Annotated in this window: 22 protein-coding genes; 12 read left to right on the top strand and 10 right to left on the bottom strand. The window is 62.6% G+C overall.

Features of this window, described 5'->3' with window-relative positions; all coding sequences use genetic code 11:
• Nucleotides 1–205: 205 nt before the first annotated feature.
• Nucleotides 206–568 (top strand): hypothetical protein, encoded by a 363-nt coding sequence (locus tag ACETII_RS10780; protein ID WP_472788018.1) that lies wholly within the window; start codon nt 206–208, stop codon nt 566–568.
• Nucleotides 569–867: 299 nt separating this feature from the next.
• Here ACETII_RS10780 and ACETII_RS10775 read toward each other — a convergent pair whose 3' ends face one another.
• The 3 genes from ACETII_RS10775 to ACETII_RS10765 all read right to left on the bottom strand — a co-directional run bounded on the left by ACETII_RS10775 (nt 868) and on the right by ACETII_RS10765 (nt 4,214).
• A complete protein-coding gene (locus tag ACETII_RS10775; protein ID WP_472788017.1) occupies nt 868–1,965 on the bottom strand; it encodes a 2Fe-2S iron-sulfur cluster-binding protein in 1,098 nt (365 codons plus the stop codon).
• Between the two features lie 56 nt (nt 1,966–2,021).
• Nucleotides 2,022–3,686: a hydroxylamine reductase gene (hcp, locus tag ACETII_RS10770; RefSeq protein WP_363345761.1), complete on the bottom strand. Its 1,665-nt coding sequence runs from the start codon at nt 3,684–3,686 to the stop codon at nt 2,022–2,024.
• Nucleotides 3,687–3,791: 105 nt separating this feature from the next.
• The gene (locus ACETII_RS10765) at nt 3,792–4,214 is read right to left on the bottom strand and encodes an Rrf2 family transcriptional regulator (RefSeq protein WP_472788016.1); all 423 of its coding nucleotides are present in this window, start codon (nt 4,212–4,214) and stop codon (nt 3,792–3,794) included.
• 239 nt (nt 4,215–4,453) lie between these two features.
• Between ACETII_RS10765 and ACETII_RS10760 the strand changes: the two genes are divergently transcribed.
• Complete coding sequence (locus ACETII_RS10760; protein ID WP_472788015.1) at nt 4,454–5,653, top strand: PepSY-associated TM helix domain-containing protein; 1,200 nt, start codon at nt 4,454–4,456, stop codon at nt 5,651–5,653.
• Nucleotides 5,654–5,668: 15 nt separating this feature from the next.
• Here the strand turns inward: ACETII_RS10760 and ACETII_RS10755 are convergent, their stop codons facing one another.
• Nucleotides 5,669–6,244, bottom strand: coding sequence for a hypothetical protein (locus ACETII_RS10755; protein ID WP_363345755.1), 576 nt, complete (start codon nt 6,242–6,244; stop codon nt 5,669–5,671).
• 19 nt (nt 6,245–6,263) lie between these two features.
• The gene (locus ACETII_RS10750; protein ID WP_363345753.1) at nt 6,264–6,620 is read right to left on the bottom strand and encodes a copper resistance CopC family protein; all 357 of its coding nucleotides are present in this window, start codon (nt 6,618–6,620) and stop codon (nt 6,264–6,266) included.
• Between the two features lie 282 nt (nt 6,621–6,902).
• Between ACETII_RS10750 and ACETII_RS10745 the strand changes: the two genes are divergently transcribed.
• Both ACETII_RS10745 and ACETII_RS10740 read left to right on the top strand, forming a co-directional pair.
• The gene (locus ACETII_RS10745) at nt 6,903–8,033 is read left to right on the top strand and encodes a HupE/UreJ family protein (protein WP_472788014.1); all 1,131 of its coding nucleotides are present in this window, start codon (nt 6,903–6,905) and stop codon (nt 8,031–8,033) included.
• 230 nt (nt 8,034–8,263) lie between these two features.
• Nucleotides 8,264–8,533: a hypothetical protein gene (locus ACETII_RS10740; RefSeq protein ID WP_363345749.1), complete on the top strand. Its 270-nt coding sequence runs from the start codon at nt 8,264–8,266 to the stop codon at nt 8,531–8,533.
• A 77-nt stretch (nt 8,534–8,610) separates the two neighbouring features.
• Here ACETII_RS10740 and ACETII_RS10735 read toward each other — a convergent pair whose 3' ends face one another.
• From ACETII_RS10735 to ACETII_RS10725, 3 genes are all read right to left on the bottom strand, one after another.
• On the bottom strand, nt 8,611–9,003 hold the full coding sequence (locus ACETII_RS10735) for a surface-adhesin E family protein (RefSeq protein ID WP_472788013.1): 393 nt from the start codon (nt 9,001–9,003) through the stop codon (nt 8,611–8,613).
• Nucleotides 9,004–9,034: 31 nt separating this feature from the next.
• Nucleotides 9,035–9,337 (bottom strand): DUF3011 domain-containing protein, encoded by a 303-nt coding sequence (locus ACETII_RS10730; protein WP_472788012.1) that lies wholly within the window; start codon nt 9,335–9,337, stop codon nt 9,035–9,037.
• 164 nt (nt 9,338–9,501) lie between these two features.
• Nucleotides 9,502–10,476 carry an outer membrane protein gene (locus tag ACETII_RS10725; protein ID WP_472788011.1) on the bottom strand — a complete coding sequence of 325 codons (975 nt, stop codon included), beginning with the start codon at nt 10,474–10,476 and terminating at the stop codon, nt 9,502–9,504.
• A gap of 345 nt (nt 10,477–10,821) precedes the next feature.
• Between ACETII_RS10725 and ACETII_RS10720 the strand changes: the two genes are divergently transcribed.
• Nucleotides 10,822–12,159, top strand: a complete 1,338-nt coding sequence (locus ACETII_RS10720) for a TolC family protein (RefSeq protein ID WP_472788010.1) — start codon at nt 10,822–10,824, stop codon at nt 12,157–12,159.
• Between the two features lie 34 nt (nt 12,160–12,193).
• Here ACETII_RS10720 and ACETII_RS10715 read toward each other — a convergent pair whose 3' ends face one another.
• Nucleotides 12,194–14,164, bottom strand: coding sequence for a beta-galactosidase (locus tag ACETII_RS10715; RefSeq protein WP_472788009.1), 1,971 nt, complete (start codon nt 14,162–14,164; stop codon nt 12,194–12,196).
• Between the two features lie 238 nt (nt 14,165–14,402).
• On the opposite strand from ACETII_RS10715, the gene ACETII_RS10710 reads away from it, so the two are divergent.
• The 3 genes from ACETII_RS10710 (at nt 14,403) to olsB (ending at nt 18,221) form a co-directional block, all read left to right on the top strand.
• Complete coding sequence (locus tag ACETII_RS10710; protein ID WP_472788008.1) at nt 14,403–15,872, top strand: pyruvate kinase; 1,470 nt, start codon at nt 14,403–14,405, stop codon at nt 15,870–15,872.
• Between the two features lie 270 nt (nt 15,873–16,142).
• Nucleotides 16,143–17,222, top strand: a complete 1,080-nt coding sequence (locus tag ACETII_RS10705; protein WP_472788007.1) for a CorA family divalent cation transporter — start codon at nt 16,143–16,145, stop codon at nt 17,220–17,222.
• A 108-nt stretch (nt 17,223–17,330) separates the two neighbouring features.
• Complete coding sequence (gene olsB / locus ACETII_RS10700) at nt 17,331–18,221, top strand: l-ornithine N(alpha)-acyltransferase (RefSeq protein WP_472788006.1); 891 nt, start codon at nt 17,331–17,333, stop codon at nt 18,219–18,221.
• A gap of 11 nt (nt 18,222–18,232) precedes the next feature.
• On the opposite strand, the gene ACETII_RS10695 is transcribed toward olsB, so the two are convergent.
• On the bottom strand, nt 18,233–19,054 hold the full coding sequence (locus tag ACETII_RS10695; RefSeq protein ID WP_472788005.1) for a lysophospholipid acyltransferase family protein: 822 nt from the start codon (nt 19,052–19,054) through the stop codon (nt 18,233–18,235).
• Nucleotides 19,055–19,201: 147 nt separating this feature from the next.
• Here ACETII_RS10695 and ACETII_RS10690 point away from each other — a divergent pair, with 147 nt between their 5' ends.
• The 4 genes from ACETII_RS10690 (at nt 19,202) to ACETII_RS10675 (ending at nt 23,544) form a co-directional block, all read left to right on the top strand.
• Complete coding sequence (locus tag ACETII_RS10690; protein WP_472788004.1) at nt 19,202–19,717, top strand: lysostaphin resistance A-like protein; 516 nt, start codon at nt 19,202–19,204, stop codon at nt 19,715–19,717.
• A 152-nt stretch (nt 19,718–19,869) separates the two neighbouring features.
• A complete protein-coding gene (locus ACETII_RS10685; protein ID WP_363345729.1) occupies nt 19,870–20,121 on the top strand; it encodes a YdcH family protein in 252 nt (83 codons plus the stop codon).
• 488 nt (nt 20,122–20,609) lie between these two features.
• Entirely contained in the window at nt 20,610–21,695 is a 1,086-nt protein-coding gene (locus ACETII_RS10680; RefSeq protein ID WP_363345727.1) for a hydrogenase small subunit, read from the top strand.
• A gap of 58 nt (nt 21,696–21,753) precedes the next feature.
• Complete coding sequence (locus ACETII_RS10675; protein ID WP_472788003.1) at nt 21,754–23,544, top strand: nickel-dependent hydrogenase large subunit; 1,791 nt, start codon at nt 21,754–21,756, stop codon at nt 23,542–23,544.
• The last annotated feature ends 4 nt before the right edge of the window (nt 23,545–23,548 follow it).

Genomic DNA, 23,548 nt, shown 5'->3' with positions numbered 1-23,548 from the left:
GCGTGTCCTAAAATCACAGAGTCTCGCTGCTGCTCGGTAACGCTTATCGTCCCGTCGCGCACCAAGGACCGACTCTCCTTCGAAGCGGGGTCACTTCGGGGATGTGCGGCACATGCAGTGGGCAGCCTGCAAGGCTGCCCTATCTAAAACGCCAGTATGACAAAATCTGGCGGCCCAGAAGCGCCGACCAACGAGGGAGGAACACATGATCCGCAGACTATCCCTTATCCTCGCTCTCGCAGGCGCACTGGCGCTTCCGGCGGCGGCGCTGGCTGGGCATGGCGGCGGACACGGCGGGGGCAGGGGCGGCGGCCACGGTGGCGGCCACGGCGGCGGCTGGGGTGGACACGGCGGGGGCTGGGGCGGCCACGGCGGCGGTTGGGGACGCCCGGGTTGGGGTGGTCACGGCGGCGGATGGGGCCGCCCAGGTTGGCATGGAGGCGGGTGGGGTCGTCCCGGCTGGCATGGAGGCGGAAGATATTGGCACGGCCGCTGGTGGCCCTACGGCGTCGGCTCATGCTGGCGGTGGAACCCCTACTACGCGCGCTGGGTGTGGCGCTGCTATTAACAAAGCAAGCTCGAGCAATGAGCCGCGACTGGCGAGCGCGCCGGGCGTCTATCTTTTTGTCATTGAAAAAATGAGCGTCCGCGGAACAACGTAGGGCGAGGCGCGTTTTTCTGATGCAGCGTGACGCTGTCCCCGTAAAGGGGCGCGGGCGGGATCGCTCGGAGAGCCTCTTGCCCCTTCAGCGCCACGCTGGCGCGCGAAGTGATTGCCCAATCGTCGCGCGTGCCGGTGTCGCAGGACACGGGCGAAGATCGGCGGTCCATCGCCCTGAACAGGCGAGCGGGCCGCCTTTCTTTTATCTAGCCCACGATCACGCCCGGCCAAAGGTGGCGCCGCCCCGGCGGCTCGGTGGATTTTTCGACCGGCCCCTCCGCAGGACTGAACTTTTCGCTGAAGATTCGATCCTGGGCGATCCCGGCTGCGGCGGCGACGGAGTTGGTCGCCGCAATGAGCGCGGGCGGTCCGCACACATATAAATCGGGCCGAGGCCCTTCCTCCTCGAGGCTCTTGGCGAGCGCCTCGGACGGCGTGCCGGCGAAGCCCGACCACGCGACCTCCGGCCTCCAGACGCAGACCGTCGCCTGTAACTGCGGAAGCCCGGCGCGAAGCGCCTCGATGGCGTCCAGCGCGAACAGCTCCTCGACGCGGTTGACGCCGAAGAACAAGCGGCATGGGTGCGGGTCGGCAAATTCCGCCATTTGCCGTAACATCGACAAAGCCGGGGCCAAGCCTGTCCCCCCCGCCACAAACCAGCGCGGCGCTAGGGCCGACTCGTCGAGCGTAAACTGGCCCTTCGGCCCATGAACGATCAATTCGGCGCCGGCGGTCGCCGTCTCCTGCAAATATCCCGAAAAGGCGCCGCCGGGCTGAATGCGGATCAGAAATTCAAGCAGGCCGTCCCAGTTGGGCGTGTTGGCGAGAGAATAGGAGCGCTTGATTGGCGCGCCGGGAACGGCGAGTTCAGCGTATTGGCCGGCGACGAATTGAGCGGCTTGGCCGAAGGTGGGGTCGTCGGAATAGCGCAGCACGAGCCGCAGAGTCGTGGACCCTTGGGGCGCGATCTCGACAATGCGCGCGGTCCGCACCGGCTCCGGCGCCGAGCCGACGGCAGTTTGATCGAACGTCGCCGTCAACTGAAGATCGCTTCTGGCGCGGCTGCGGCACAAAAGAATGTCGCCCGCCGCCCGCTCCTTTTCACTGAGCGCGGCGCTGCTGCAGGACAGAAGTTCGGCGTCTCCCGAAACCTTCGTCACACGGCACACCCCGCAACCGCCCTCGCGGCAGGACGAGGGCGGATAGACGCTCGCGCGTTCCGCGGCTTCGAGGAGCGTCTGCGTCGCATCGGCCTCGAAGGCGATGGAGGCGCCGTCGCGGGTGAGAAGCTCAACTTTGAACATGGACATGTTCCGCATGAAGGACTGCGGACGTCCGTCGGGACGTCCGCGATTTCTTGTCAGGCCGCGCGTGCGAGCGCGGCGGCGATGTCGGCCTTCGCCTCGCCGATCGGCTGAATCCCGAACTTCTCGACGAGCACGTTGACGAGCGCGGGCGTGAGGAAGGCGGGAAGCGTCGGGCCGAGCCTCACATTGCGAACGCCAAGGGCGAGAAGCGTCAGCAGCACCGCGGCCGCTTTCTGCTCGAACCAGGAAACGATCAGCGACAGCGGCAGCTCGTTGACGCCGACGCCGAAGGCCTCGGCGAGCTTGGTGGCGACGACCAGCGCCGAATAGGCGTCGTTGCACTGCCCCATGTCGAGCAGGCGCGGCAACTCGCCGATCGTGCCGAAGTCATGTTTGTTGAAGCGGTATTTTCCGCAGCCGATCGTGAGGATGACCGTGTCGTCAGGCGCTTCATCGGCGAAGTCGGAGTAATAGTTGCGGCCGGGCGCGGCGCCGTCGCAACCGCCCACGAGGAAGAAGTGCCGGATTTGGCCGGCCTTGACGGCCTCGATGACCTTGTCGGCGACGCCGAGCACCGCCGTGCGGCCGAAGCCGATGGTGATCGTTTTCTCTTCCACGTCTTCTGGAAAGCCCGGCAGCGCGAGGGCGGCCTGAACCACTTGCGAGAAATCCCCCTCGGCGATGTGGCGAAGGCCCGCCCAGCCCACTGGCCCCGCGGTGAAAATGCGTCCGCGATAGCGCGCCTGCGGCTCGATCAGGCAATTCGACGTCATGACGATGGGACCGGGGAAGTCGGCGAATTCCTTTTGCTGGTCCTGCCAGGCGCCGCCGTAATTCCCGGCGAGATGCGGATAGGCCTTGAGTTTGGGATAGGCATGAGCCGGCAGCAGCTCGCCATGCGTATAGACGTTGATCCCCTTGTCCTTGGTGGCTTCGAGAATCTCGTGCAGGTCTTTGAGATCATGGCCGGAGACGAGGATCGCTTTGCCCTTCACGGGCGTGACGCGCACCTGCGTCGGCTGCGGCGTTCCGAAGGCGCCGGTGTTTGCGGCGTCGAGCGCCTCCATGGCGACGAAATTCGCCCGGCCTAGCGCCAGCGCCTCTTCGAGGAGCGGCTCGATGTCTTTCGGTTCACGAGCGAGAAGATCGAGCGCATGTTCGACCGCCGCGTAAATCTCCGGGCGCTCCTCGCCAAGCACACGCGCATGATGCGCATAGGCGCAGACGCCCTTAAGGCCGTAGAGAACCAGCGAACGCAGGCCAATGACGTCTTCGCCGACGATGGCCGCATCCTTGCGGATCGCCGCCTCCCCGGCTTGCGCCAAAAGGCCGTTCATGTCGCTCGCCGGAACGAAAACGGCGGCGCCCGGAAGATTTTCGGGAATCTTGGCCGCGGCGCGGGCGGCGCGCTCATAAAGCGCCCGGGCGCGATCGCGCAAGCGCGCCGCTTCCGCGATGAGCTGGACGAATCGCGCGGCGTTGAAGTTCACATTCGTCAGCGTGGTGAAAAAGGCGAAGAGAAGAAACCGGTCGCCCTCAGCGTCCGTCGCGCCGAGTGCGCGGGCGTGGTGAAGATATTGGCCAAGGCCCTCGCAAACATGGAGCAATACGTCCTGCAGATCGGCGGTCGCGGCGTCCTTCCCGCACATGCCTTTAGTCCCTGCACAGCCCGCTCCTTCATCCGACCGGAAGGTCTGCTCGCATTGATAACAGAACATCGAATGCTCCCTTTGTTCGCCTATTTCGGTATTTAGGATGCGTATTTATCGGCGCGTAAGTCAACCCCCTGTTTGTCGCAGGGCGCAGGGCCCGGCGCGCCGCCGTCAGATGTCGAGCGGCGTCGGCGACTTAGATTTTTCCAGGCAATCGCTGAGCGTGAAGCGGTCCAATTCGCGCAAGAAGCCTTGCTGGGCGCGGGCGAGCATGGCCTTGAGCCGGCAGCGCGGCAAAAGCGCGCAGTCGCTGCCCGCGCCGAAACATTCGACGAGCGGCTGGTCGTCGAGCCTGCGGACGACGTCGCCGATGCGAATGTCGCGCGGATCGCGGGCAAGCCGGACGCCCCCCTGCGCGCCGCGGGTGGCGACGACGTAGCCGGCGGCGGCAAGCTCCTGGAGCACCTTCGCCATATGGTGGCGAGACACGTGGAAATGATCGGCGATCTGGGCGGCGCTCAGAACCTCGTCCTTCCGGTCGGCGAGCAAAATGAGCGCGCGCAGGCCGAAGTCGGTGAAACTCGTCAATTTCATAGCGTCACACTATCACGCCATTTCGGAATATAGAATACTTCTTTAAGCGGGTTGGCTAGGTCTCGCCGACGCAAAGCCGGGTTTCGGGCGACGGCGGCTCAGCGCGACGATCGGAGCAGGAGAGAGTAGTCAGTATGACCGCGCCCATGATAATGCATACGAGTTGTGAGACAGTTTCGAGCGCGTGAAGCGAGGCCATCGCAGGCGGCTAAACTGAGAACCAGCTGGGGATCGGCCCGATGATCGACCCAATCGGCGACATTGACGCCACCCGATTGACGCGCGCTGTGCGCTCGCAAAGTCTGGGACGCGACATAATTCTACACATTCATCGGACCATCGGTCTCTTCGCCGGCGCCGTCTTCGTCCTCATCGGCCTGAGCGGCGGTCTTCTGGCCTTCCGCGAGGACATCGACGAACAGTTGAACGCGCCTCTGATGCGCGTCGAGACGCCAACGCACATGGCTCGCCGGTCGCCGGACGACATGCTCGCAGCCGCCGTCGCGGCCATGCCGCCGGACGCGAAACTGGAGCGGCTGACAATGCCGCGCCATCCTGGGGCCGCGGCGACGGTCAGCTATCTGGCCGAAACGGACGATCTCGACAGCACTTTCTATGAGATGTTCGTCGATCCTTATACTGCGACGGTCAAGGGTCAGCGCGTGAGCCTTCATGGCGACGACGCCTTTTCCCAGCCTGTGATCAAAATTCTGATGGCGTTTCACTGGACGCTGCTGCTTGGCGTCAACAATGCCTACATCATCGGGGGCCTGGGGATCGTCCTTCTCCTCTCCGTCGTCCTCGGCGCTTGGCTCTGGCGGCCGCGCGGCGGCGACTGGCGGCTCGGATTGAAGGTCAAATGGGGCGCCAGTCGAGAGCGCATCGTCTACGATCTGCACAGAAGCGTCGGCATCTTCATGGCGGCCATCTTGCTGGTCATGCTGGCGACCGGCGCCGCCATGATCTTCAAGCCGGCGACGCGCGCCGCGGTAACCTTTTTTTCCGTTGTGCGCGGCGAGCCCGATTTTGGAAAATCCACGCCGGCGGCCGGCCAGGCGCCGATTGGCGTCGGCGAGGCGATCGCCTCGGCCGACGCGATCTTTCCCGACGGCAGGGTTCTTTGGGTTCTTCTTCCGAACGCCCCGAACGGCGTCTATGTCATCGGCAAACAGGCTTTGGATGAGCCGAGCCGATCAAGAACGTTCCGCAACGTCGGGGTCGATCAATATAGCGGCCGCGTGCTGCACGTGCAGGATCGCAACAGCTTTACGGCTGGCGAAACGTTTCTGGAGTGGCTGTACCCCTTGCACAGCGGCGAGGCCTTCGGCGATCTTGGCCGCCCCTTTACCCTGCTGATCGGGGTGACGCCGCTCATCCTTTACATAACGGGCTTGATGCGGTGGCGTGGCAAGCGCCGGGCGCGCCGACGGGGGCTCTGAAAAGGCACGACGGCCTCACTGCCCCGCGGCGATGGGCATTTCGATCGTGTCTTCCTTGTTCTTCGCCTCGCCGAAGGCGAGCTTGAGAACATATTTCCCCTTGTGAGCGACTGTCGCGTCGAGAGTGAGCATGCCGCTGCCGTGAATCTTGGACGGCAGCGCGGCGAGTTCCTTCAGCGTCCCATCGGCTTGATAGGCGTGGAACGACAGCGCAACAGGCTCGCTCCGCGCGTCCTTTTCCATAAGCGTGATTGCGAAAATGATTTTTCCGGTCCCCGGAACCCGGTCGCAATATTCGTCATATTTGCTCATGTCGTCGGTCGCGCCGCCCGCGCTCTCGGAAGAGTCGGGCAAGAAATAGGTGGTGAGATGCGCCGAGTAAAAGTCGCTGACGCCGAGACATTCCGAGATCGTGCGATCGCCGGCCTTGACGGCCGGTTGAAGCACATGCGCTTTCCAAAAGTCGCTGGCGTATTGCGTGAGCGCCGGGCCCCATAACTGGTATGTGAAGGCAACCCCGTTGAAACCGACGAGAAGCACAGCGCACGCTGCGAGCAACAAATTCAGGCGAGCGTTCGGACTCACGCGCATTTCCTTCTTGCAGTTCCGCTCAGGGAGTAATTTCGAAGTCCCATGAGCCGCTGACAATGTGACCGTCGGCGGAGAGCGCGCGGTAGCGCGCGGTATATTTGCCGGGCGTCAACTGATTGACGCCGACCGACACATGGCTCGGATCAGAGCCGTCGATCGCGGCGTCGCGCTTGTCGACCCTTTCACCGGAGGCGCTGACGACGGCGAGCGCGACAAAGGCGTCCCGAATGCCGGCGTCGTACCAGACTTCGACTTTCGCGATCGCGCCGGCGGCGGCGCCGCCCTGCGCGGGAGAGGTGCGGACCACGATCGCATGCGCCAGCGCCCCCGTCGCCCACGAGGCGGCGAGCAACAACGGCAGACAGAAGCCGGTCATTATGCGCGCACCCAAACGTATAAATCGGGGCGCTTTCGGCGCGGCGCCGCTGATAATGGCGTGAGACATGGCGTTCGACTCTCCGCGAAGATGTCTCGCAATTTGCCGGATTTCCGCCTTTGCTCCAATAGTTTCTCGGGCCGCGAAGACCCCCGGCGCGCTTGGAAGATCTGGCAGTTGAAACGCCACGCGACGCGACCTTGTCTTTCCAGAACCGGTATGCAGTATTAACGATCAATGCATACGCCGCGCGATCGCGTCGCGTCAAGGGAGGCGCTGCAAATGGCGCGATGGTGGATCTTCGTGGCCGCACTCACCGCGCTTGCCGCTTTCAGCGCAGGGACGGCGCGCGCACACACCGCCGATATTTCCAGCAGCCGCATCGTGCCCGAAGGCGATGGTCGCTATCGCGTGGACGTCGGATTTCTCGGAGCCGACATCGAACGCATGTTCGCCGCAAACAAATCGTCCCTCGGCGACGTCGACCTCACCGAGCCCGGCGTGATCGAGGCGATGATCGGCAAATTCATCCAGCAGCGCGTCGATCTGCAAAATGCGGAAGGCCGGATCTGCCCGAGCACGGTGATTTCGGTGGGCGAAGACCCCACCAACCCCTACGACCAGAAGGCGGTCTTGCGCATGGATTGCAGCGGCGTCGCCGGACAGATTTTCTATAATCCCTTCGCGCTGCTGACGGCGCAAGGCCCGCGCGCCAAACACCTGGTCAGCATCGGCGAGAAGGACGACGAGGGGCAGCTCACCGAGGCGCAGAAGATGGGCCGGGAGCCCGCGCCCGGCCAGGTCATGATCTATCCCGGCGATCCGATCATCGATCTTTCCAAGCCGCTGCTGACCCCCTGGCAGCTCGCGCCGAAGTTCTTCGCCGCCGGCATCGAGCATATTGTCACCGGCTACGACCATATCTGCTTTCTGATCGCCGTGGTGCTATGGGCGTCGCGCGCCTGGCCGGTCGTGAAAATCGTCACGGCCTTTACAATCTCGCATTCCGTCACGCTGTCGCTGGCGGCGCTGCAAGTCGTCGACCTTCCGAGCCGATGGACTGAAATCGCCATCGCCCTCTCCATCATCTACGTCGCGATCGAAAATTTTTTCACGCGCAAGGTCGACGGGCGCTGGCGCGACACGTTCTTTTTCGGCTTCGTGCACGGTTTCGGCTTCGCAAGCGGCCTGATCGAAATGGGCGTCCCGCAGCGCGCGATCGTGCCGGCTCTGGCGAGTTTCAACATCGGCGTCGAAATCGGCCAGATCGGCGTCGTGCTGGTCGTGGTTCCGCTTCTCGTTCTGATCGACAAGAGCTTTTTCAATGGCGAGCGTAACCTGCGCCTGGTGCAATTCTGTTCCGCGGCTGTCGCCTGCGCGGGCGTTTATTGGCTGTTCTTCCCAATGGCGTGACGCTGGGGGGAGAGGCTTCTCGCAAGACGCCGACGGGCGTTGGAGGGCTTTGAGCGTTGATCTTCTCCTCGAAATCCGAGGCTAAGATTGTCACGTCGACGGTGTAGCGTCCGAGCGCGCCCCGACAAGCCCCAGCGCGAGGATCTGCGCTTCCTGTCGACGCCGTTGTCGCCAGCGTGGCCAAATCGCCGCATCGCTCCAAATAGAGCGAAGGCACCGGAGCCTCTCCAATGACCGATGGCATTCACTTCACTGGCGCATACCAACCTGCGCCGTTACCGAACCTGATCCCCGGGAGCTGGTATATCGGGTTCGCCTGCAAGCGCTGCCGCCAGCATTTCGCGATTCTGAACGCACTGACGGCCGCCGGCACGCTCGACCTTACGGGACCCGCGTCCTTCACGGCCACCTGCCCGGCCTGCAATCACAGCAGCGACTATCAGGCGAGCGACCTTGTTCAGTTCCAGGCCGCTCAGGGGGGCTCGTCATCGACGGCGTGAGCGCGCGCTCAGTCAATGAAGCCTTCGCGGCAACGGGCGCTTGGTCCCCTCCTTGGCGACCTCAGAAGCCCGCTGCGTCATTTCGTCGATTTTCCGCACAGAAGGGCTTTCAACTTCCCGTAATAGGATCCAGGCATTTCGTCCGGGAGCAGGACGTCGTTCTCTACGACCTCGATCGGCTGGCCCTTGCCCATGGGTTCGGGGTAGTTCACGATCATTTTAACCGTCGTCGCGTCCTTCGCGCAGTCGAGCGCGTGTTTGACCGTATAGGACAAGACTTTTCCGTCTGGTTTCCGGGAGTTGAAAAGCAGCCAGAACGTAATTGCGCCCTGCTTGTTTTCGTAATTGTTTTGGTCGAAATAAATTTCGTCGTCTGCGGCGCTCCCGGACAGTTTCCAATCGGGGTCCTTCGCGTAAGCCAAGTTGGATGACAGAAAGAAAACGCCAGCAACAATCAGCATCTTTCTCATCGCCATTTTCCTTTCTGACCAGCTTGCGGCCTCACTGGCCAAATTTTGGCACGAACCGGCGCCACCAAGTTCGAGTCGCGGGATCCTTGTAAGCGAAAACCGCACGACAGCCCATATCGACCCACACGCCATCCGCATCGACGCCCCAAGTGTCTCCCCGCTTGCAGCCGCCCTCGCGATCGAGCTTCAATTTGACTTTCATCTTATGTGCGTCTCGCAGCGCACAACGCGTGAATTCGCCGTCGATCGAGTTGCAGGAAAACTCTCCCGCCTCGCAGCGCTGAGCGGAGAATAAAAAAGCCAACCCAAGGATGGATGCGACGAGCGGTCTCATACAAACGCTCACATTCGACAATTGTGGCGGGTTGAAAGCCTCGATTTCGTCCGCGTCGCAGACGCCGCGCTCAAACAGCTGGCGCCAGAGTTAAAACGAAAGAAGCCCGGCGTTTGCCGAGCTTCTTCCACGCGATTGATGCCGACGAGGCTGGATGTCGGTTATCAATACTTCGCGACGACCGGAGCGGGAGCGCCCCAGTTGAAGTGATAGTTCACGCCGGCGCGAACGATGTTGCCGTTGATGCGGGCGCGAACCTGGCCGCCGAAGATCGCCGAGTCGGCGGGAACGGCGAAGCCGAGAGCCTGCAGCGTGCTGTCGGTCGAGCCCAGCGCGAAGTTCTGGCGCACGGTGCCGAGGTCATAATACAGATACTCGACCTTGGCGGACCAGTTCGGCCAGAACATCCACTCGAGACCGCCGCCGGCCGTCCAGCCGACCTGCGTATTGGAGAAGTTCACGCCGCCGAAGCTCGGGCCCATGAACAGGCCGGTGATGCCGCCCGGAACGACCGACGACGCATAGTTCAGCGTCACGCCGCCGTAAGCGAGACCGCCCGTGCCGTAGACCAGCAGGGTGGGCGTGAACAGCCAGCCGAGGCGGCCGCGCACCGTGCCCAGATAGTCGAGGCTGCCGCGCACCGAGTGAATGCCCGCGAAGCTGTCGCCGAGGGCCGTGCCGACCACGCCAGGAACCGCGGCGCCGGTCGCGAAGGTGCGCGAGGCGTTGGTGCCGGCGATGCCCTGGATGTCGGCCTCGAGGCCCACAACGAAGCTGTTGTAGAACTGCCAGTTGTAGCCGATCTGGCCGCCGCCGATGAAGCCGCCGTTGTTGCCGGAGTTGAAGCCGGAGCCGGAGGCCGCCAGGGTGAAGGCGCCGAGATAGCTGGCCTGCTCGAGGTTCAGGATGCCGGGCGACCAGAACGGACCGGCGCCGACCGGGCCGACGGCCACGACCTGCTGGTTGCTGTTGGCCCAGGTGCCGCCAGCGTTCAGACCGACGTAGAAGCCGGTCCACATGGGCGGCGGCGGCGGCGGCGGCGGCAGGACCGGCGGGCCCTTGCGGTAGGGGAGGTCGGCGGCGAGCGCGGAGCCGGCGCTCAAGGCCAGCGCGGCGAGCGAAAGAGCGATCTTTTTCATTCAAGCCTCTTTGAACAATTTTTTGTTGGAATCGCGCCCAAGCGCACGCCCCCAACTTTTTGGCCAGGCCTGGCCGGAGAAACGATTCTTCCCCTGCTCAGCCATGGCCCTATCGACCAGTACGACGTTCGCACAGTCAACGAAATCTGCTGAACAGGCATAAGCTTAGCCGATATTTGAGAGCTTCGTGTTGCGCAAAGGATACAAAATGCTCCGCCAAACGGAGCGCGCGTCGGACGCAAAGCTTGAACATAGCAATTCCTTAACCATGGACGCCTATAGATTTGTTCACTTCGGACGCTCAACTGACTAGCGGGCGCTCAGGGACTAGAAGTGCGGTAGATAATGCGCGTTGCCCGCAGCTCTCTTCAGATCCGGTGCTGCCTCGCGGTTATCGTCGCCCTGACAAATCCATGGTCGCGGGCGCGGGCGCAGTCGCTGAACGACGCGGGGGCCTGGGCGCTTCGCGCCAGCCTGTCCCTCCAAGGCGACGACGAGCGGCAGAACGCCGTCAGAGCAAAGCTTCGCGGGGCCTATGAAGCCTTTCTGCCGCGCGTCACCTGGGAGCACGATCTGATCCTCGGCGGCAGGATCGATTATCTGCCGGACTATTCGTCGATCACCAATTCCTACTATGGCGGCATCGACACGATGGCGCGGCGGGATCCCAATGTTTACGGCGTCCAGCTCTCGTTTCCGATCCTCGACGGGCTGAAGCGCTTCAACGATCTGCAGGCTGCCAAGAGCGCCTTGCGCGAAGGCGCATATCTCAACATCGACAAGCGACAGCAAGTCCTTCTCGACACGGCCAACGCCTATCTCGCCGTTCTGAGAGACCGCAAGACCGTCGCGCTCCGTCGAGAGCTCGTGAACGACCTCACGGCGATTTCGAAGCGTGTCGGCGTGCAATACGCCGTGCGCGATGCGACGCGCGCTGATTTCGCGCTTGCGGAATCGCGCGTCCAGGCCGGCCTTGTCGCGCTCGAAGGCGCGAGAGCGGCGCTTTCGGCCTCGGAGATAGAGCTGCAGCGCTTGACGCAAGCGAATATCGCGAGCCTCGAGCGACCTCTAATTCCCAGCGGCGCCCTTCCCGACACGGCGGATTCCCTGCGCCAGGCGACGCTCGCCCAAAGCCCGAAGATACGCGCGGCCCAACTCGGCGCAGAAGCGGCGGAGTATCTCGCCAAGACCGCTTACGCCCCGCTGCTGCCGCAACTCAATCTCATTGCCTCGCGCACCGACCAAACCAATCTTTCGCAAATCCAAAACCGAATCCGCGACACGTCCGTCAGACTTCAACTCTTGATCCCGATCTATGAACCGGGCGCCTTCTCCGGCGTCAGCGCAGCAAAGGCTCTCGCCACGAGAAAGCGCTTCGAAAGTCTCGATCTCGAGCGTCAGCTCGTCGCGGCCAATCAGGCCCTGTTTCAAGCGCGCCGAGCAACGACCGCCCAAATCGCGCAGGCGCGGCAACGCGCGTCCGAAATCAAGCGCGTCGTCGACGGCTACAAGGTCGAACGGGACGCAGGACTGCGCACAGTCATCGACGTGCTCAACGTACAGGCGGAATGGACGGAGGCGCGCGTCGCCCAGGTCAATCTCGAATATGAGCGAGACCGTTTGACCTACACGATTGCTGCGACGCTCGGTCGTCTCGATACAGGAGAGAGGCCGCCGCCGTAAGGGGGCGGCAGGACGCCCCAGCGTCGCGCGACCTTTACGTTATCGCATTGGGAAGCCGGCAGATCGCTACCCCGCAGGGCTCCAGAACGACGTCTCCCAAAAGGAGGTCCCGACCTTGCAACAGTGACCCGATATCCACCGCTTCGGGTCCATAATTGAAGATGTGGCGCAAGGGTCCGTTATCCCGGACGCGGATATCGGGATGCGAAAGCGCCCCGTCCACCGACGCGCAGTCGAGACAGCGCCGCAAGACCTCATCGAGCAAAGCCGCGTCCGGCCAGCCCGCGAGATAAAAACGGTTCCCGCGTCTCGCCAGAACCGCTCGTCCATCGACCCCGCGCAGCTCAACGCTGGCCTCGTTCCCGAGGACGAGCGCTTCCGACCAGCGGATGAGCGCGCCCGCCCCGTTCTCGACGGCGACAAACGCGCCGGGACGCAAGCTTTCGACGCGCTCGACCGTGACGTCGACAAGTTGTCCAAACGCTCCTGGTGGAAGGTTCGCGGGGATCTGGAAATCGACCGTCTTGGAGCCCGACCGCGGACCGACAAGACAGACGGCGTCAGATCGCATCAAGGCGCGCACAAGCGCGTCGTCTGCACAAAAAAGCCCCGGGGCCAACACGAATTTGCGATCTGCGACCGCGTCCGCGCAAGGCGGAACCACGTCGAGGGAAAGCCCGGCCCTCCGCAGCCCGCGGTAAAAGGCGAACACCAGCTCCGAGTAAGAAAAGTCCTGCCCCTGCGGCTCGATATCCCAGGCCCAGGCGCTCTCGTAATCGAATATGAGGGCGACATCCGCGCGGGGCGTTTGCAGGATCAATCCTAACTTTCGAATATCTTCCGCGACGCGTTTGACTTCTGCGAAGGCCGGCGCCGGGGCGCTGTTCGGCAACAATAGCCCCTCGTGCATTTGTTCCTGGGCGAAAGGCGCCTGCCGCCAACGGAAATAGCTGACCACCTCCGCGCCCGCCGCAAAGGCCTCGTGTGACCAGAGCCGGACCGCGCCTTCCGCCGGCGCGGGATTCCACGGAGCCCAGTTCACAGCGCCCGGCTGCTGTTCCATGACCCAAAAGCGGCCGCATCCACAACCACGATAGAGATCATGATGGAACGCCTGGTAATCCGGATCGCCGACGCGCATGTAGCGCAGCTTGAAATCCTCATCGTTGAGGCTGCGTTCCAGGAAGCCGAGAGGATAACTGTCCCAGGCCGCCGCATCGAGATCTCGGGCGACCTTGTAGTGATCGAAGGCGGTGAAGGAGCCCATGAAATTATGTAAAACCAGACGTCCCGGCGAATATTTTCGAACGATCTCGACTTGCCGTTTGTTGAACGCCGCCACCTGATCCGACGAGAAGCGTTGGAAATCCATGCGATGCGCCGGGTTCGCGTCGGTCACCGTCAGATTCGGCAGGTCGACGTCATCGAAGCTCGAGAGCTCCATCGACCAGAACACATTTCCCCACGCCTGATTGAGCGCTTCGATCGTTTGGTGCTTGCGTCGACACCATTTACGGAAGGCGGCGCGCGCCGCCGCCGAATAGCTTTCGACGGTATCGTGGCAGCCGAACTCATTGTCGATCTGCCAGGCGACGATCGCCGGATGTCGGCCGAATTTTTCGGCAAGAGCGGTCACGATGCGGGCGCATGATTCCAAATAGCCCGCGTGACTGAAACAATAATGGCGTCGCGAACCGAATTTTCGCGGTCTACCGTCGCGATCGACGGCGAGCATGTCCGGCATTTTCTCGACGAGCCATCGGGGCGGGGTCGCCGTGGGCGTGCCCAACGCCACTTTCAGGCCCGCTTCTTGAAGAACTTCGATGGCGCGTTCCAGCCAGCCGAAGTCATAGGCTCCTTCGCTCGGCTCGAGACGCGTCCAGGCGAACTCGCCGATCCTCACGATATCGATCCCAAGATCCTTCATCTTGCGCGCATCGGCGCGCCAATAGGTTTCAGGCCAGTGCTCAGGATAATAACAGACGCCGAGTCGGGGATGTGTCATATTGCCTAGTCAAGCGAGCTGCATGCGGGCGTCGAGTCCTGGTTGAAAAGCATTCATTGGTCGACGCCGCCGTTTCGGGCGCGGCAACTTAGATGCGCCTCATGAAGTCTCGATGACACCGCGCGCCAGCGGGACGAAGGAGACCGGGCTCGAGCGATCAACCTTCTGCAACCGGTAACGAAACTGTCGTACAAATGCAATTGATGGCTCCTGTGACGAAAGAACAAGATCGAGCTCGATGACGCCCTTATGCGATGAGTCCGCGGCGGACCTGCGCCGGCTGCGAGATGAGGTGGCGGCTTTGCGCCAGGACGTCTCGCGCGGAGCGACGACGCGGCTGGCGCAATGGAGCCAAACCACGTCGCCATGCGACCGGCTGGAGAATTTGGCGCATTATCTCGCCTTGCGCAGCCATGATCTCGGCGAGCTGCAGGTGCGGCTCTCTGCCTATGGCCTTTCATCGCTCGGCCGCAGCGAAGCGGATGTGTTGCTCGCCCTGGATTCGTTGCTGACGACATTGCGGCGCCTCAGCGGCGAGGACGCCGCCTACCCGCCGGCCGCCGCGCGGCGCATGGGCGAAGACGCGCTCAGCCGCGCTTGCGCGGCGGTCTTTGGAGGGGCGGGCGATCCGCGCCGCACGCGCATCATGGCCACCTTGCCGCGCGAGGCCGCGAAGGATCGCCATCTCGTTGAAAGTCTGCTGCAAGCGGGGATGGATTGCGCCAGGATCAACTGCGCCCACGACGACGAGCCGGCATGGGAGCGGATGATCGAAAATGTGCGCACAGCCTCACAACGTCTTGCCCGCCCCTGCCGGACTTTGATGGACATTGCTGGGCCGAAGCTGCGGGTCGCGCAGGTGCGGGCGCCCGAAAAATACCGCTTGCGCCCGGGCGAGCGGCTCCGCCTGGTCCGACGCATCGAAAGCGGCCGCGGCCCTGTTTCATTCTCCATCAACATGCCGGAAGTCATTTCGCAGCTCAGGCCCGGCTCGGAAATCGCGTTCGACGACGGAAAGGCGGTCGGCCAGGTCATTGCCGTCGAGGGCGCCGATGGCGTCGAACTCGAGATTGTCGCCGCCAGGGCGAAAGGTCTCAGACTGAAACAGGACAAGGGAGTAAACTTCCCCGCCACCGATTTGAACCTTGGGCCGCTGACGGCGAAGGACGTCGCCGATCTGCCATTCGTGGCGCGTCATGCAGATCTCGTCGGCTTGTCTTTTGTTCAGCGGCCGGAAGACGTGAAGCTGTTCCAGATGCAGCTTGCTGCGCGCCGTGGCGAAGAACCGCCGCAAGCGCTCGTGCTGAAGATCGAGACGCCGCTTGCTGTGCGCAATCTTCCACAGCTCATCGCCCAAGCCGCGGCGACCCACCCGACCGCCGTGATGATCGCGCGGGGGGATCTGGCCGTTGAAGTCGGCTTCGCGCGTCTTTCCGAGATGCAGGAAGAGATCGTCTGGCTGTGCGAAGCGGCGCACGTTCCCGTAATTTGGGCCACTCAGGTTCTCGATCAGCTGGTGCACGAAGGCGTGACGAGCCGCGCCGAGACAACCGACGCCGCCATGTCGCAGCAGGCCGATTGCGTCATGCTCAACAAGGGCGACTACCTGCCCGAGGGCGTCCGCTTTCTTCGCGGGATCCTCGACCGCATGGAACGCCATCATACGAAGAAGTTTCCCTGGCTCGCGAGGCTCCGCGCCTGGTCCTGAAGGCGCGTCGCTCGATTCGCGCCTCGCCTCCGCAGAAGAGAGCGGCGTCATCAAACTGTCATCCTGACCATTTTCAGTAGACCGGTCTATGCCTCGCAGGCCTGCGGAGAGAGACGGCGGAACGCCGTGATCGATTTTCGGGATCGACGGCTTTGAGGCCTTGTCCGCCTTTTGAGGCCCTTTGAACGCGCCATATCCCCTGCCTCTGGTCTCCGGCGCTCCGGAGAAGCTCTTTTTGCGTGGCTTGGGTTCCTGTGGAATTAAAGCCCAATGAAAGATACGACAGCTATCCTTTCGGATTCACTCATCCCCGGCGCCTTGTGGATGATGCGCTTCGACGAGCAAGGCTTCCTGATTCGCCGGGCGGACGAGCCGGCGGCGTTTCACGTCCCGACTGAAGGTTTCGTCTGGCTGCATATGGACCTCGCGGATGTCCGCGCGAGGCCCTGCATCAACCAGATTGCGTCGCTATCGGATAACGCTCGTGCGGCGCTTTGCGCAGCGGTCGACCACCAATATCTCGAATACGCGGACGGCTTGGTCAGCGGGGCTTTGCTCGATCATGAGCGCACGCTGGCGGGACCCGCTTCTCGCACGGATTTTCTTCGCTTCGCGTTCGGCGAAAGATGGATCGTCACCGCCCGCCGTCGACCGATGAACTGCGTCGAGCACACCCGCATCGCCGTTCAACGCGGCGCGCGGGTTGAAACGCCGCTCGCGCTGTTCGAATTGATGACCGGCGCAGTCATGTCGGAACTTGGTCGCATGATTAAAGAGATCGATCTGAATTTCGACCGCATCGAAGATCATCTAATTGATGGACGGGGCCGCGAGGCCCGTTCCTCGCTGGGGTCGGTACGGCGCGACGCGGTGCGGATTTCCCGCCAGATCGGCGGCCTGGCGTCGACCCTGGCGCGGCTGGAGGACATTGAAGACGATCTGAATGATACGCGGGACGATGCGTTGCGGGAGGCCGCGGCGCGGCTCGTCCAGCATACGGAATCGCTCGTCAGGGAGGTCTCCAACGTGCAAGAACGCGCGCGACTTCTGCAGGACGAGCTGAACGCCATTCTCAACCTCGAGACCAACGACAGGCTCTTCGTTCTGACCCTCGTCACAACGCTGCTCCTGCCCGCCACATTCGTCACGGGCTATTTTGGGATGAACACGAAGAACCTGCTGTTTTCGGAAAATGACAATGCAAGTCTCTATGCGACGCTCATGTGCCTTGCCGCCTCCGCGATCGTTCTCTTTTTCATGAGACGCTCCGGTCTCACGCAGCGACCCGGTTCGGAAGCGGAGAGGCAGCGCAGTTCGACCGAAACGACCCCATCGGAGCGTAGTTTCTAAAGCGTCGCGACGCGCCTTGCCTGCGGCGTCCCTGTCGAAGAGAAAGTTCGTCACAAAAGCTTCGCCCGGAGATGCTTTCTCTGGCGCGTGCCGTGAGGGAACACCGGGATGTGGATGTTGGACGCTCGCCTTGGCCAAAGCATAGCAAGCCTGACCGGATTTCAAACGCCAGAGCCCACCAAGCAAGCGCTCGAAGACAGTCTCGGTCGACTCGGGTCTTTGGAAGTTCGGCTGGCCCGCGGAAAGAAGGAAATCCGCAAGGCTCAGCGTCTGCGCTTTGAAGTGTTTTACAAGGAAGGCGGCGCGATCCCCGACGCAAGAACCGCTTTTACGCGACGAGACGCGGATCGATTCGACAAATATTGCGACCATTTGATCGTCATTGACCACGCTTTCAAGACGCGATTCGGCAAAACCAAGTCGAGGATCGTGGGCGTCTATCGGCTTTTGCGCGGCGACATGGCTGAGAAGGCCGGGGGCTTCTACTCCGAGGCGGAGTACGATCTGTCTCCCTTGCTGGCGCGCCATAAGGGGAAGCGCATTCTCGAGCTCGGACGCTCATGTGTCCGCTCGTCGCACCGATCGAAGCGCACGATCGAGATTCTGTGGCGCGGGCTTCTCGCCTATATTCGCCTTCACCGCATCGACGTCATGATCGGCTGCGCAAGCTTTCCGGGCGCGAGCCCTTTTGCGCATGCGCAGGCGTTGAGCTATCTTGCGCATTACGCGAGCGCCGAGGGCGAGTGGGCGGTGAGAGCCCGTAACGATCTCTACAGGCCCATGGCGATGGCGCCGAAGGAGTTGATCGACGCGGATAAGGCGCGAGACGCGCTTTCGCCCTTGATCAAAGGCTATCTGCGCCTTGGCGCCCGTTTCGGCGACGGCGCAGTCGTCGACGTCGACTTCAACACGACGGATGTATTCGTCGTCATGCCGGTTGCTGAAATCGGCGCCCGTTACATCGACTATTTCAGCGGCGCCGGGCGACGGGCGGCATAAGCGCCATAAATTTAGAATTCGGTCGAGGCCGTCTCCAGCCGGCGGACCGGGGCCCTGCCCGGCGCTCCACGCATTTGCGGCGGGAGCATGCCGCTCACCTGCGCCTGCGCTTCGGCCGCCAGCGCCTTTCGGTCTTTGCCGCGCGCTTCGATGCCGTGACCGAATACCACGTGACAGCATACGCCTCCGCGCTTCATCAGGCGCCACAGATGCGGAAGAAACGTCATCGCGCCGTACCAGCCGACATCGACCGGGGCTTGGCCGTCGGTGTAATAGAGCGCGACGGGCGCGACGATGGCTCCTGTTGCACAGGCTGCGTCGAAATGCGCCGATTTGAAGCGCGGCGGCGTTGCGCCATCGGTCGAGGTTCCCTCCGCAAAAATGACGAGGTCGCGCTTGTCCCGCAGCGCGGTCACAAGCGCCCCGTTGACGCCGGGGATTTCCTGTCGCGCGCCGCGCGCCACGAACACCGTGCCTTGGAGTTGAGCCAGCAGCCCGAGCACCGGCCAATGGGCCACCTCCTTTTTCGCCAGAAAGACGAAGGGATGCAGGCTCGCAAGCGCGATGATATCCGTCCATGAAAGATGGTTCGCCACGACGAAGCGCGGCCGGTGCGCAGGCAGGGCCCCCGCGGGCGTCACTTCTATTCCTATGACGCCGCACATCAGTCGGCAAAAGGCTTTCGGTATCGCATGCTGCATCGCCCAGCCGCGACGCCGCGCCAGCGCCTGAACCGGGGCGGCAATCAGGAGAGCGGCGACCATGGCGAGCACGAAGACGGCGGCGCGAAGATAGGGCATGGCGCGTAGATGTGAGGCTTCTACGACGCCCATGTGACAAATCCGCAGAGCCGAAACGGAACGACGTCCGGCCCGTCGTGTTGATCTCGCATGACCGTCTTGCCTCGCCCGCGGCCGCTTGTCGCGTTACTGGTCTACGCTCTCCTACTGCTTGGGCCTTCCGCCGCGATGAGCGCAGGGGTGCTGCCCTTTGAGCTGCGCTTCCATGTCCTCGTCGTGGCCTCGAGCTTCTGTATCGTCCAGTGCGTCGCTTCCGGCTATTCTTTGGCCGACTTGGGCCTCGCCGAACGCGGCGACCGACGCCACTGGGTCAGCGGCGGACTCCTGTCCGTTTTTCTCATCGCTGTCGTGTATCTCGAGGCAAGAATGCTTGCTTCTTCCCATTCCTCGCCCGATTGGCGGCTTTTCGCGCCGTTTTACGTCTTCATATCGAGTCCCTGCCAGGAAATCGTCTGTCGAGCGGCGCCGAGACTGCTCGCCGAGCAAGTCGGCGCCAGCGGGCCGACTTATGTCCTGTTCTCCTCCGTCGCCTTTTCCCTCATGCATGCCGCTTACGGCGATCCCCTGCTGCTCATCAATACCTTTCTGGCAGGCGTCGCCTGGTCGACCGATTATCTGCTCACGCGAAACCTTTGGCCGCTGATCGCCTCGCACGCCGCTGTCGGAACCTTCGCATTCTGGATTGGCGTCGCCTGACCAAGAGCACAAGCTCAACGCATTGGACGCGCCCGCGCCGGAGCGGCCGATCGGGCCCTTGGATCGTCGAGATCCGCGCGCATATAATTGGAGATAGGCTGGAGGCTTCGAGCGACTCCGCTCCGGAGCTGAAAAGAAGGGAGCGCATTGTCATGATGCGAGTTCCACACGAGCTGAGCGACGACTTCTCGCAAGAAATCGACCTTATCGAGCGCATGAAAGAAACCGACCATCGCTTCGCTCGGCTTGCAACCAACTATGAAGACGTGAACCGCGAAATCTTCAGCATAGAGTCCGAGGAACATCCGACGACCGACGAGGTTCTCGAGACCCTGAAGAAACGCCGGCTCCTTCTCAAAGACGAAATTGCCGAAGTTCTCAGGAATCTGCATCGCAGGATGTAGCTCCGCGGCATAAGCGCGAGACCCGATCGAAAAGCCGAACCTTCGGCGCGTCATCCTGCGCGCCGGCCGGCTTTCAATGAAAGACGCCGGCGACGCCAGGATCGAAAGCGGCCCACCCTCACGGCTGTACGAGCGGGATTGATGGCGACAAATCCCGGGGTCCCGCTCGCGGGCCTGCATTCCAAGTCACCTGGCGAATTTGCCTGCCGGAACGGCTGAGCCGCTGTGCTCACGATGGCTGCGCTCTTCGGCGCCGCAAAACCGACGCCCGTGAGCGGTTCACGACAATTTTGTCTAATAGTGCACAGGCTTGTCGCTTTTCCGCGAACGGCGCCTCGGTTAGCCGCAGCGCGCTGCGCCGTAAAATAGTTCGGGGTGCGGCGAAGCTTCGCATTGGCTCAGTCCTTGCAGCGTGTTTAGCTGCACAGAAGCGGACTCCGCCCCAAAAAAAACGGAGCCGCCTGAGGAAACCTTTTCCGGGGAAGGGCATGCCCGCCATCGAATCCTTTTACGACGTCATCCGGCGTCAAGGTGTCACCCGTCGCAGTTTCACAAAATTCTGCTCCCTGACGGCCGCGAGCCTCGGTTTCGGGCCCGTGGCGGCGTCGAAGATGGCGCACGCGCTCGAGAATAATCCGCGCGTGCCCGTAATATGGATGCACGGACTGGAGTGCACCTGCTGCTCGGAAAGCTTCATCCGTTCGGCGCATCCCCTGGTGAAGGACGTCGTCTTGTCGATGATTTCGCTTGACTACGACGATACGATCATGGCGGCGGCGGGCCATCAGGCGGAGGCGATCCTCGAGGAAACCAAAGAGAAATATAAGGGCAAATATATACTTGCCGTGGAAGGCAATCCGCCCCTGAACGAAGGCGGCATGTTCTGCATCGACGGCGGCAAGCCCTTTGTCGAAAAGCTGAAATGGATGGCGCAGGACGCCATGGCCATCATCGCCTGGGGAGCTTGCGCCTCCTGGGGCTGCGTTCAGGCGGCGGCGCCTAATCCCACTCAGGCTACTCCTATCGATAAAGTGATCAGGGACAAGCCGATCATCAAGGTTCCCGGCTGCCCGCCAATTGCGGAAGTGATGACGGGCGTCGTGACCTATATCACCACCTTCGGCCGGCTGCCGGAGCTCGACCGCCAGGGGCGGCCGAAAATGTTCTATTCCCAGCGCATTCACGACAAGTGTTATCGCCGCCCGCATTTCGACGCCGGCCAGTTCGTCGAGGAATGGGACGACGAAGCCGCGCGAAAGGGCTATTGCCTTTATAAGATGGGCTGCAAGGGCCCGACGACCTACAACGCCTGCTCGACGGTTCGCTGGAATGGCGGCGTCTCCTTCCCCATTCAGTCGGGCCACGGCTGCATCGGCTGTTCGGAAGAGGGCTTCTGGGACAAGGGGCCGTTCTACGAGCGCCTGTCGACGATCCGCCAGTTCGGCGTCGAGAAGAACGCCGACGAGATCGGCATGGCCGCCGCCGGCGTCGTCGGCGCGGCCGTCGCGACGCATGCGGCGATCACCGCCGTCAAGCGCGTCGTCGCCAAGCGTCCCGACAAAGAGACCGTCTGATCCCGTTTCTCTCCTCGCGGCGCCCGACAGGCGCTTCGCGGACCTCTAGGATTTCGTCATGGGCGTCCAGACTCCGAACGGCTTCAATCTCGACAATTCCGGCAAGCGCGTCGTCGTCGATCCCGTCACCCGCATCGAAGGCCATTTGCGCCTGGAGGTGAATGTCGACGAGAACAATGTCATTCGCAACGCCGTCTCGACCGGCACGATGTGGCGCGGCATCGAGGTCATTCTCAAGAATCGCGACCCCCGCGACGCCTGGGCCTTCACCGAACGGATCTGTGGCGTCTGCACCGGCACCCATGCGTTGACCTCGGTGCGGGCGGTCGAGAACGCGCTCTCTATCAACATACCCGAGAACGCCAATTCGATCCGCAACATCATGCAGCTGACCCTGCAGGTGCATGATCACCTGGTGCATTTCTATCATTTGCACGCGCTCGACTGGGTCGACGTGGTGTCCGCGCTGTCGGCGGATCCCAAGGCGACGTCCGCCCTGGCGCAGTCGATCTCCCCCTGGCCCCTCTCCTCTCCCGGCCACTTCAAGGACCTTCAGACGCGGCTCAAGAAGTTTGTCGAATCCGGCCAGCTCGGGCCGTTCAAGAACGGCTACTGGGGGCACCCCGCCTATAAGCTGCCGCCGGAGGCCAATCTCATGGCCGTGGCGCATTATCTGGAGGCGCTCGATTTCCAGAAGGACATCGTCAAGATCCACACGGTCTACGGCGGCAAGAATCCGCATCCCAACTGGCTGGTGGGCGGCGCGCCCTGCGCCATCAATGTCGATGGCGTGGGCGCGGTCGGCGCGGTCAATATGGAGCGGCTGAATCTCGTCTCCGAGATCATCGACCGCTCGATTGAATTCGTCGAGCAGGTTTATATCCCGGACCTCGTCGCCATCGCAGGTTTCTACAAGGACTGGCTCTATGGCGGCGGACTCTCCGGCAAGAGCGTGATGAGCTATGGCGACATTCCCGAGCACGCCAATGACTATTCCGCCAATAACCTGCTCTTGCCGCGCGGCGTGATCCTCAACGGCAATCTCAACGAGGTCTTGCCGATCGACCAGGCGGATCCGGACCAGATCCAGGAGTTCGTGACGCATTCCTGGTACAAATATCCCGACGAAACCAAGGGACTGCATCCCTTCGACGGCGTCACCGAGCCTAATTACAAACTCGGCCCCAACGCCAAGGGCACGCCGACCAATATCGAGGCGGTCGACGAGGGGGGGAAATACAGCTGGATCAAATCGCCGCGCTGGCGCGGCAACGCCGTGGAGGTGGGGCCGCTCGCCCGCTACATCATCGGCTATGCGCAGGGCAAGCCCGAGTTCAAGGAGCCGGCCGACAAGCTGCTCCAGACGCTCGGCGTTCCGGTCACCGCGCTGTTCTCGACGCTCGGCCGCACGGCCGCGCGCGGCCTCGAGTGCCAGTGGGCGGCGCATAAGCTCCGCTACTTCCAGGACAAGCTCGTTGCCAACATCAAGGCGGGCGATTCATCGACCGCGAATGTGGACAAATGGGAGCCGAAGACCTGGCCGACGGAGGCCAAGGGCTATGGCTTCACCGAGGCGCCGCGCGGCGCGCTCGGCCACTGGATCAAGATCAAGGACGGCAAGATCGACAATTACCAGTGCATCGTGCCAACCACGTGGAACGGCAGTCCGCGCGATCCCAAGGGAAATATCGGCGCGTTCGAAGCGGCGCTGATGGACACGCCCATGGCGGATCCGGGAAAGCCGCTCGAGATCCTGCGCACGATCCATTCCTTCGACCCCTGCCTCGCCTGCTCCACGCATGTGATGAGTCCTGACGGGCAGGAAATGGCGTCGGTGAAGGTTCGCTAGGGGA

The organism is Methylocystis sp. NC52PC, from assembly GCF_055698645.1.
This window is presented reverse-complemented; position numbering and strand designations above follow the sequence as displayed.

What these genes read in the sequence shown, in the direction of transcription:
- ACETII_RS10780 (WP_472788018.1), top strand. Translation starts at nt 206, where the DNA reads ATGATCCGCAGACTATCCCTTATCCTCGCTCTCGCAGGCGCACTGGCG.
- ACETII_RS10775 (WP_472788017.1), bottom strand. Translation starts at nt 1,965, where the DNA reads ATGTTCAAAGTTGAGCTTCTCACCCGCGACGGCGCCTCCATCGCCTTC.
- hcp (WP_363345761.1), bottom strand. Translation starts at nt 3,686, where the DNA reads ATGTTCTGTTATCAATGCGAGCAGACCTTCCGGTCGGATGAAGGAGCG.
- ACETII_RS10765 (WP_472788016.1), bottom strand. Translation starts at nt 4,214, where the DNA reads ATGAAATTGACGAGTTTCACCGACTTCGGCCTGCGCGCGCTCATTTTG.
- ACETII_RS10760 (WP_472788015.1), top strand. Translation starts at nt 4,454, where the DNA reads ATGATCGACCCAATCGGCGACATTGACGCCACCCGATTGACGCGCGCT.
- ACETII_RS10755 (WP_363345755.1), bottom strand. Translation starts at nt 6,244, where the DNA reads ATGCGCGTGAGTCCGAACGCTCGCCTGAATTTGTTGCTCGCAGCGTGC.
- ACETII_RS10750 (WP_363345753.1), bottom strand. Translation starts at nt 6,620, where the DNA reads ATGACCGGCTTCTGTCTGCCGTTGTTGCTCGCCGCCTCGTGGGCGACG.
- ACETII_RS10745 (WP_472788014.1), top strand. Translation starts at nt 6,903, where the DNA reads ATGGCGCGATGGTGGATCTTCGTGGCCGCACTCACCGCGCTTGCCGCT.
- ACETII_RS10740 (WP_363345749.1), top strand. Translation starts at nt 8,264, where the DNA reads ATGACCGATGGCATTCACTTCACTGGCGCATACCAACCTGCGCCGTTA.
- ACETII_RS10735 (WP_472788013.1), bottom strand. Translation starts at nt 9,003, where the DNA reads ATGAGAAAGATGCTGATTGTTGCTGGCGTTTTCTTTCTGTCATCCAAC.
- ACETII_RS10730 (WP_472788012.1), bottom strand. Translation starts at nt 9,337, where the DNA reads ATGAGACCGCTCGTCGCATCCATCCTTGGGTTGGCTTTTTTATTCTCC.
- ACETII_RS10725 (WP_472788011.1), bottom strand. Translation starts at nt 10,476, where the DNA reads ATGAAAAAGATCGCTCTTTCGCTCGCCGCGCTGGCCTTGAGCGCCGGC.
- ACETII_RS10720 (WP_472788010.1), top strand. Translation starts at nt 10,822, where the DNA reads ATGCGCGTTGCCCGCAGCTCTCTTCAGATCCGGTGCTGCCTCGCGGTT.
- ACETII_RS10715 (WP_472788009.1), bottom strand. Translation starts at nt 14,164, where the DNA reads ATGACACATCCCCGACTCGGCGTCTGTTATTATCCTGAGCACTGGCCT.
- ACETII_RS10710 (WP_472788008.1), top strand. Translation starts at nt 14,403, where the DNA reads ATGACGCCCTTATGCGATGAGTCCGCGGCGGACCTGCGCCGGCTGCGA.
- ACETII_RS10705 (WP_472788007.1), top strand. Translation starts at nt 16,143, where the DNA reads ATGAAAGATACGACAGCTATCCTTTCGGATTCACTCATCCCCGGCGCC.
- olsB (WP_472788006.1), top strand. Translation starts at nt 17,331, where the DNA reads ATGTGGATGTTGGACGCTCGCCTTGGCCAAAGCATAGCAAGCCTGACC.
- ACETII_RS10695 (WP_472788005.1), bottom strand. Translation starts at nt 19,054, where the DNA reads ATGGGCGTCGTAGAAGCCTCACATCTACGCGCCATGCCCTATCTTCGC.
- ACETII_RS10685 (WP_363345729.1), top strand. Translation starts at nt 19,870, where the DNA reads ATGATGCGAGTTCCACACGAGCTGAGCGACGACTTCTCGCAAGAAATC.
- ACETII_RS10680 (WP_363345727.1), top strand. Translation starts at nt 20,610, where the DNA reads ATGCCCGCCATCGAATCCTTTTACGACGTCATCCGGCGTCAAGGTGTC.
- ACETII_RS10675 (WP_472788003.1), top strand. Translation starts at nt 21,754, where the DNA reads ATGGGCGTCCAGACTCCGAACGGCTTCAATCTCGACAATTCCGGCAAG.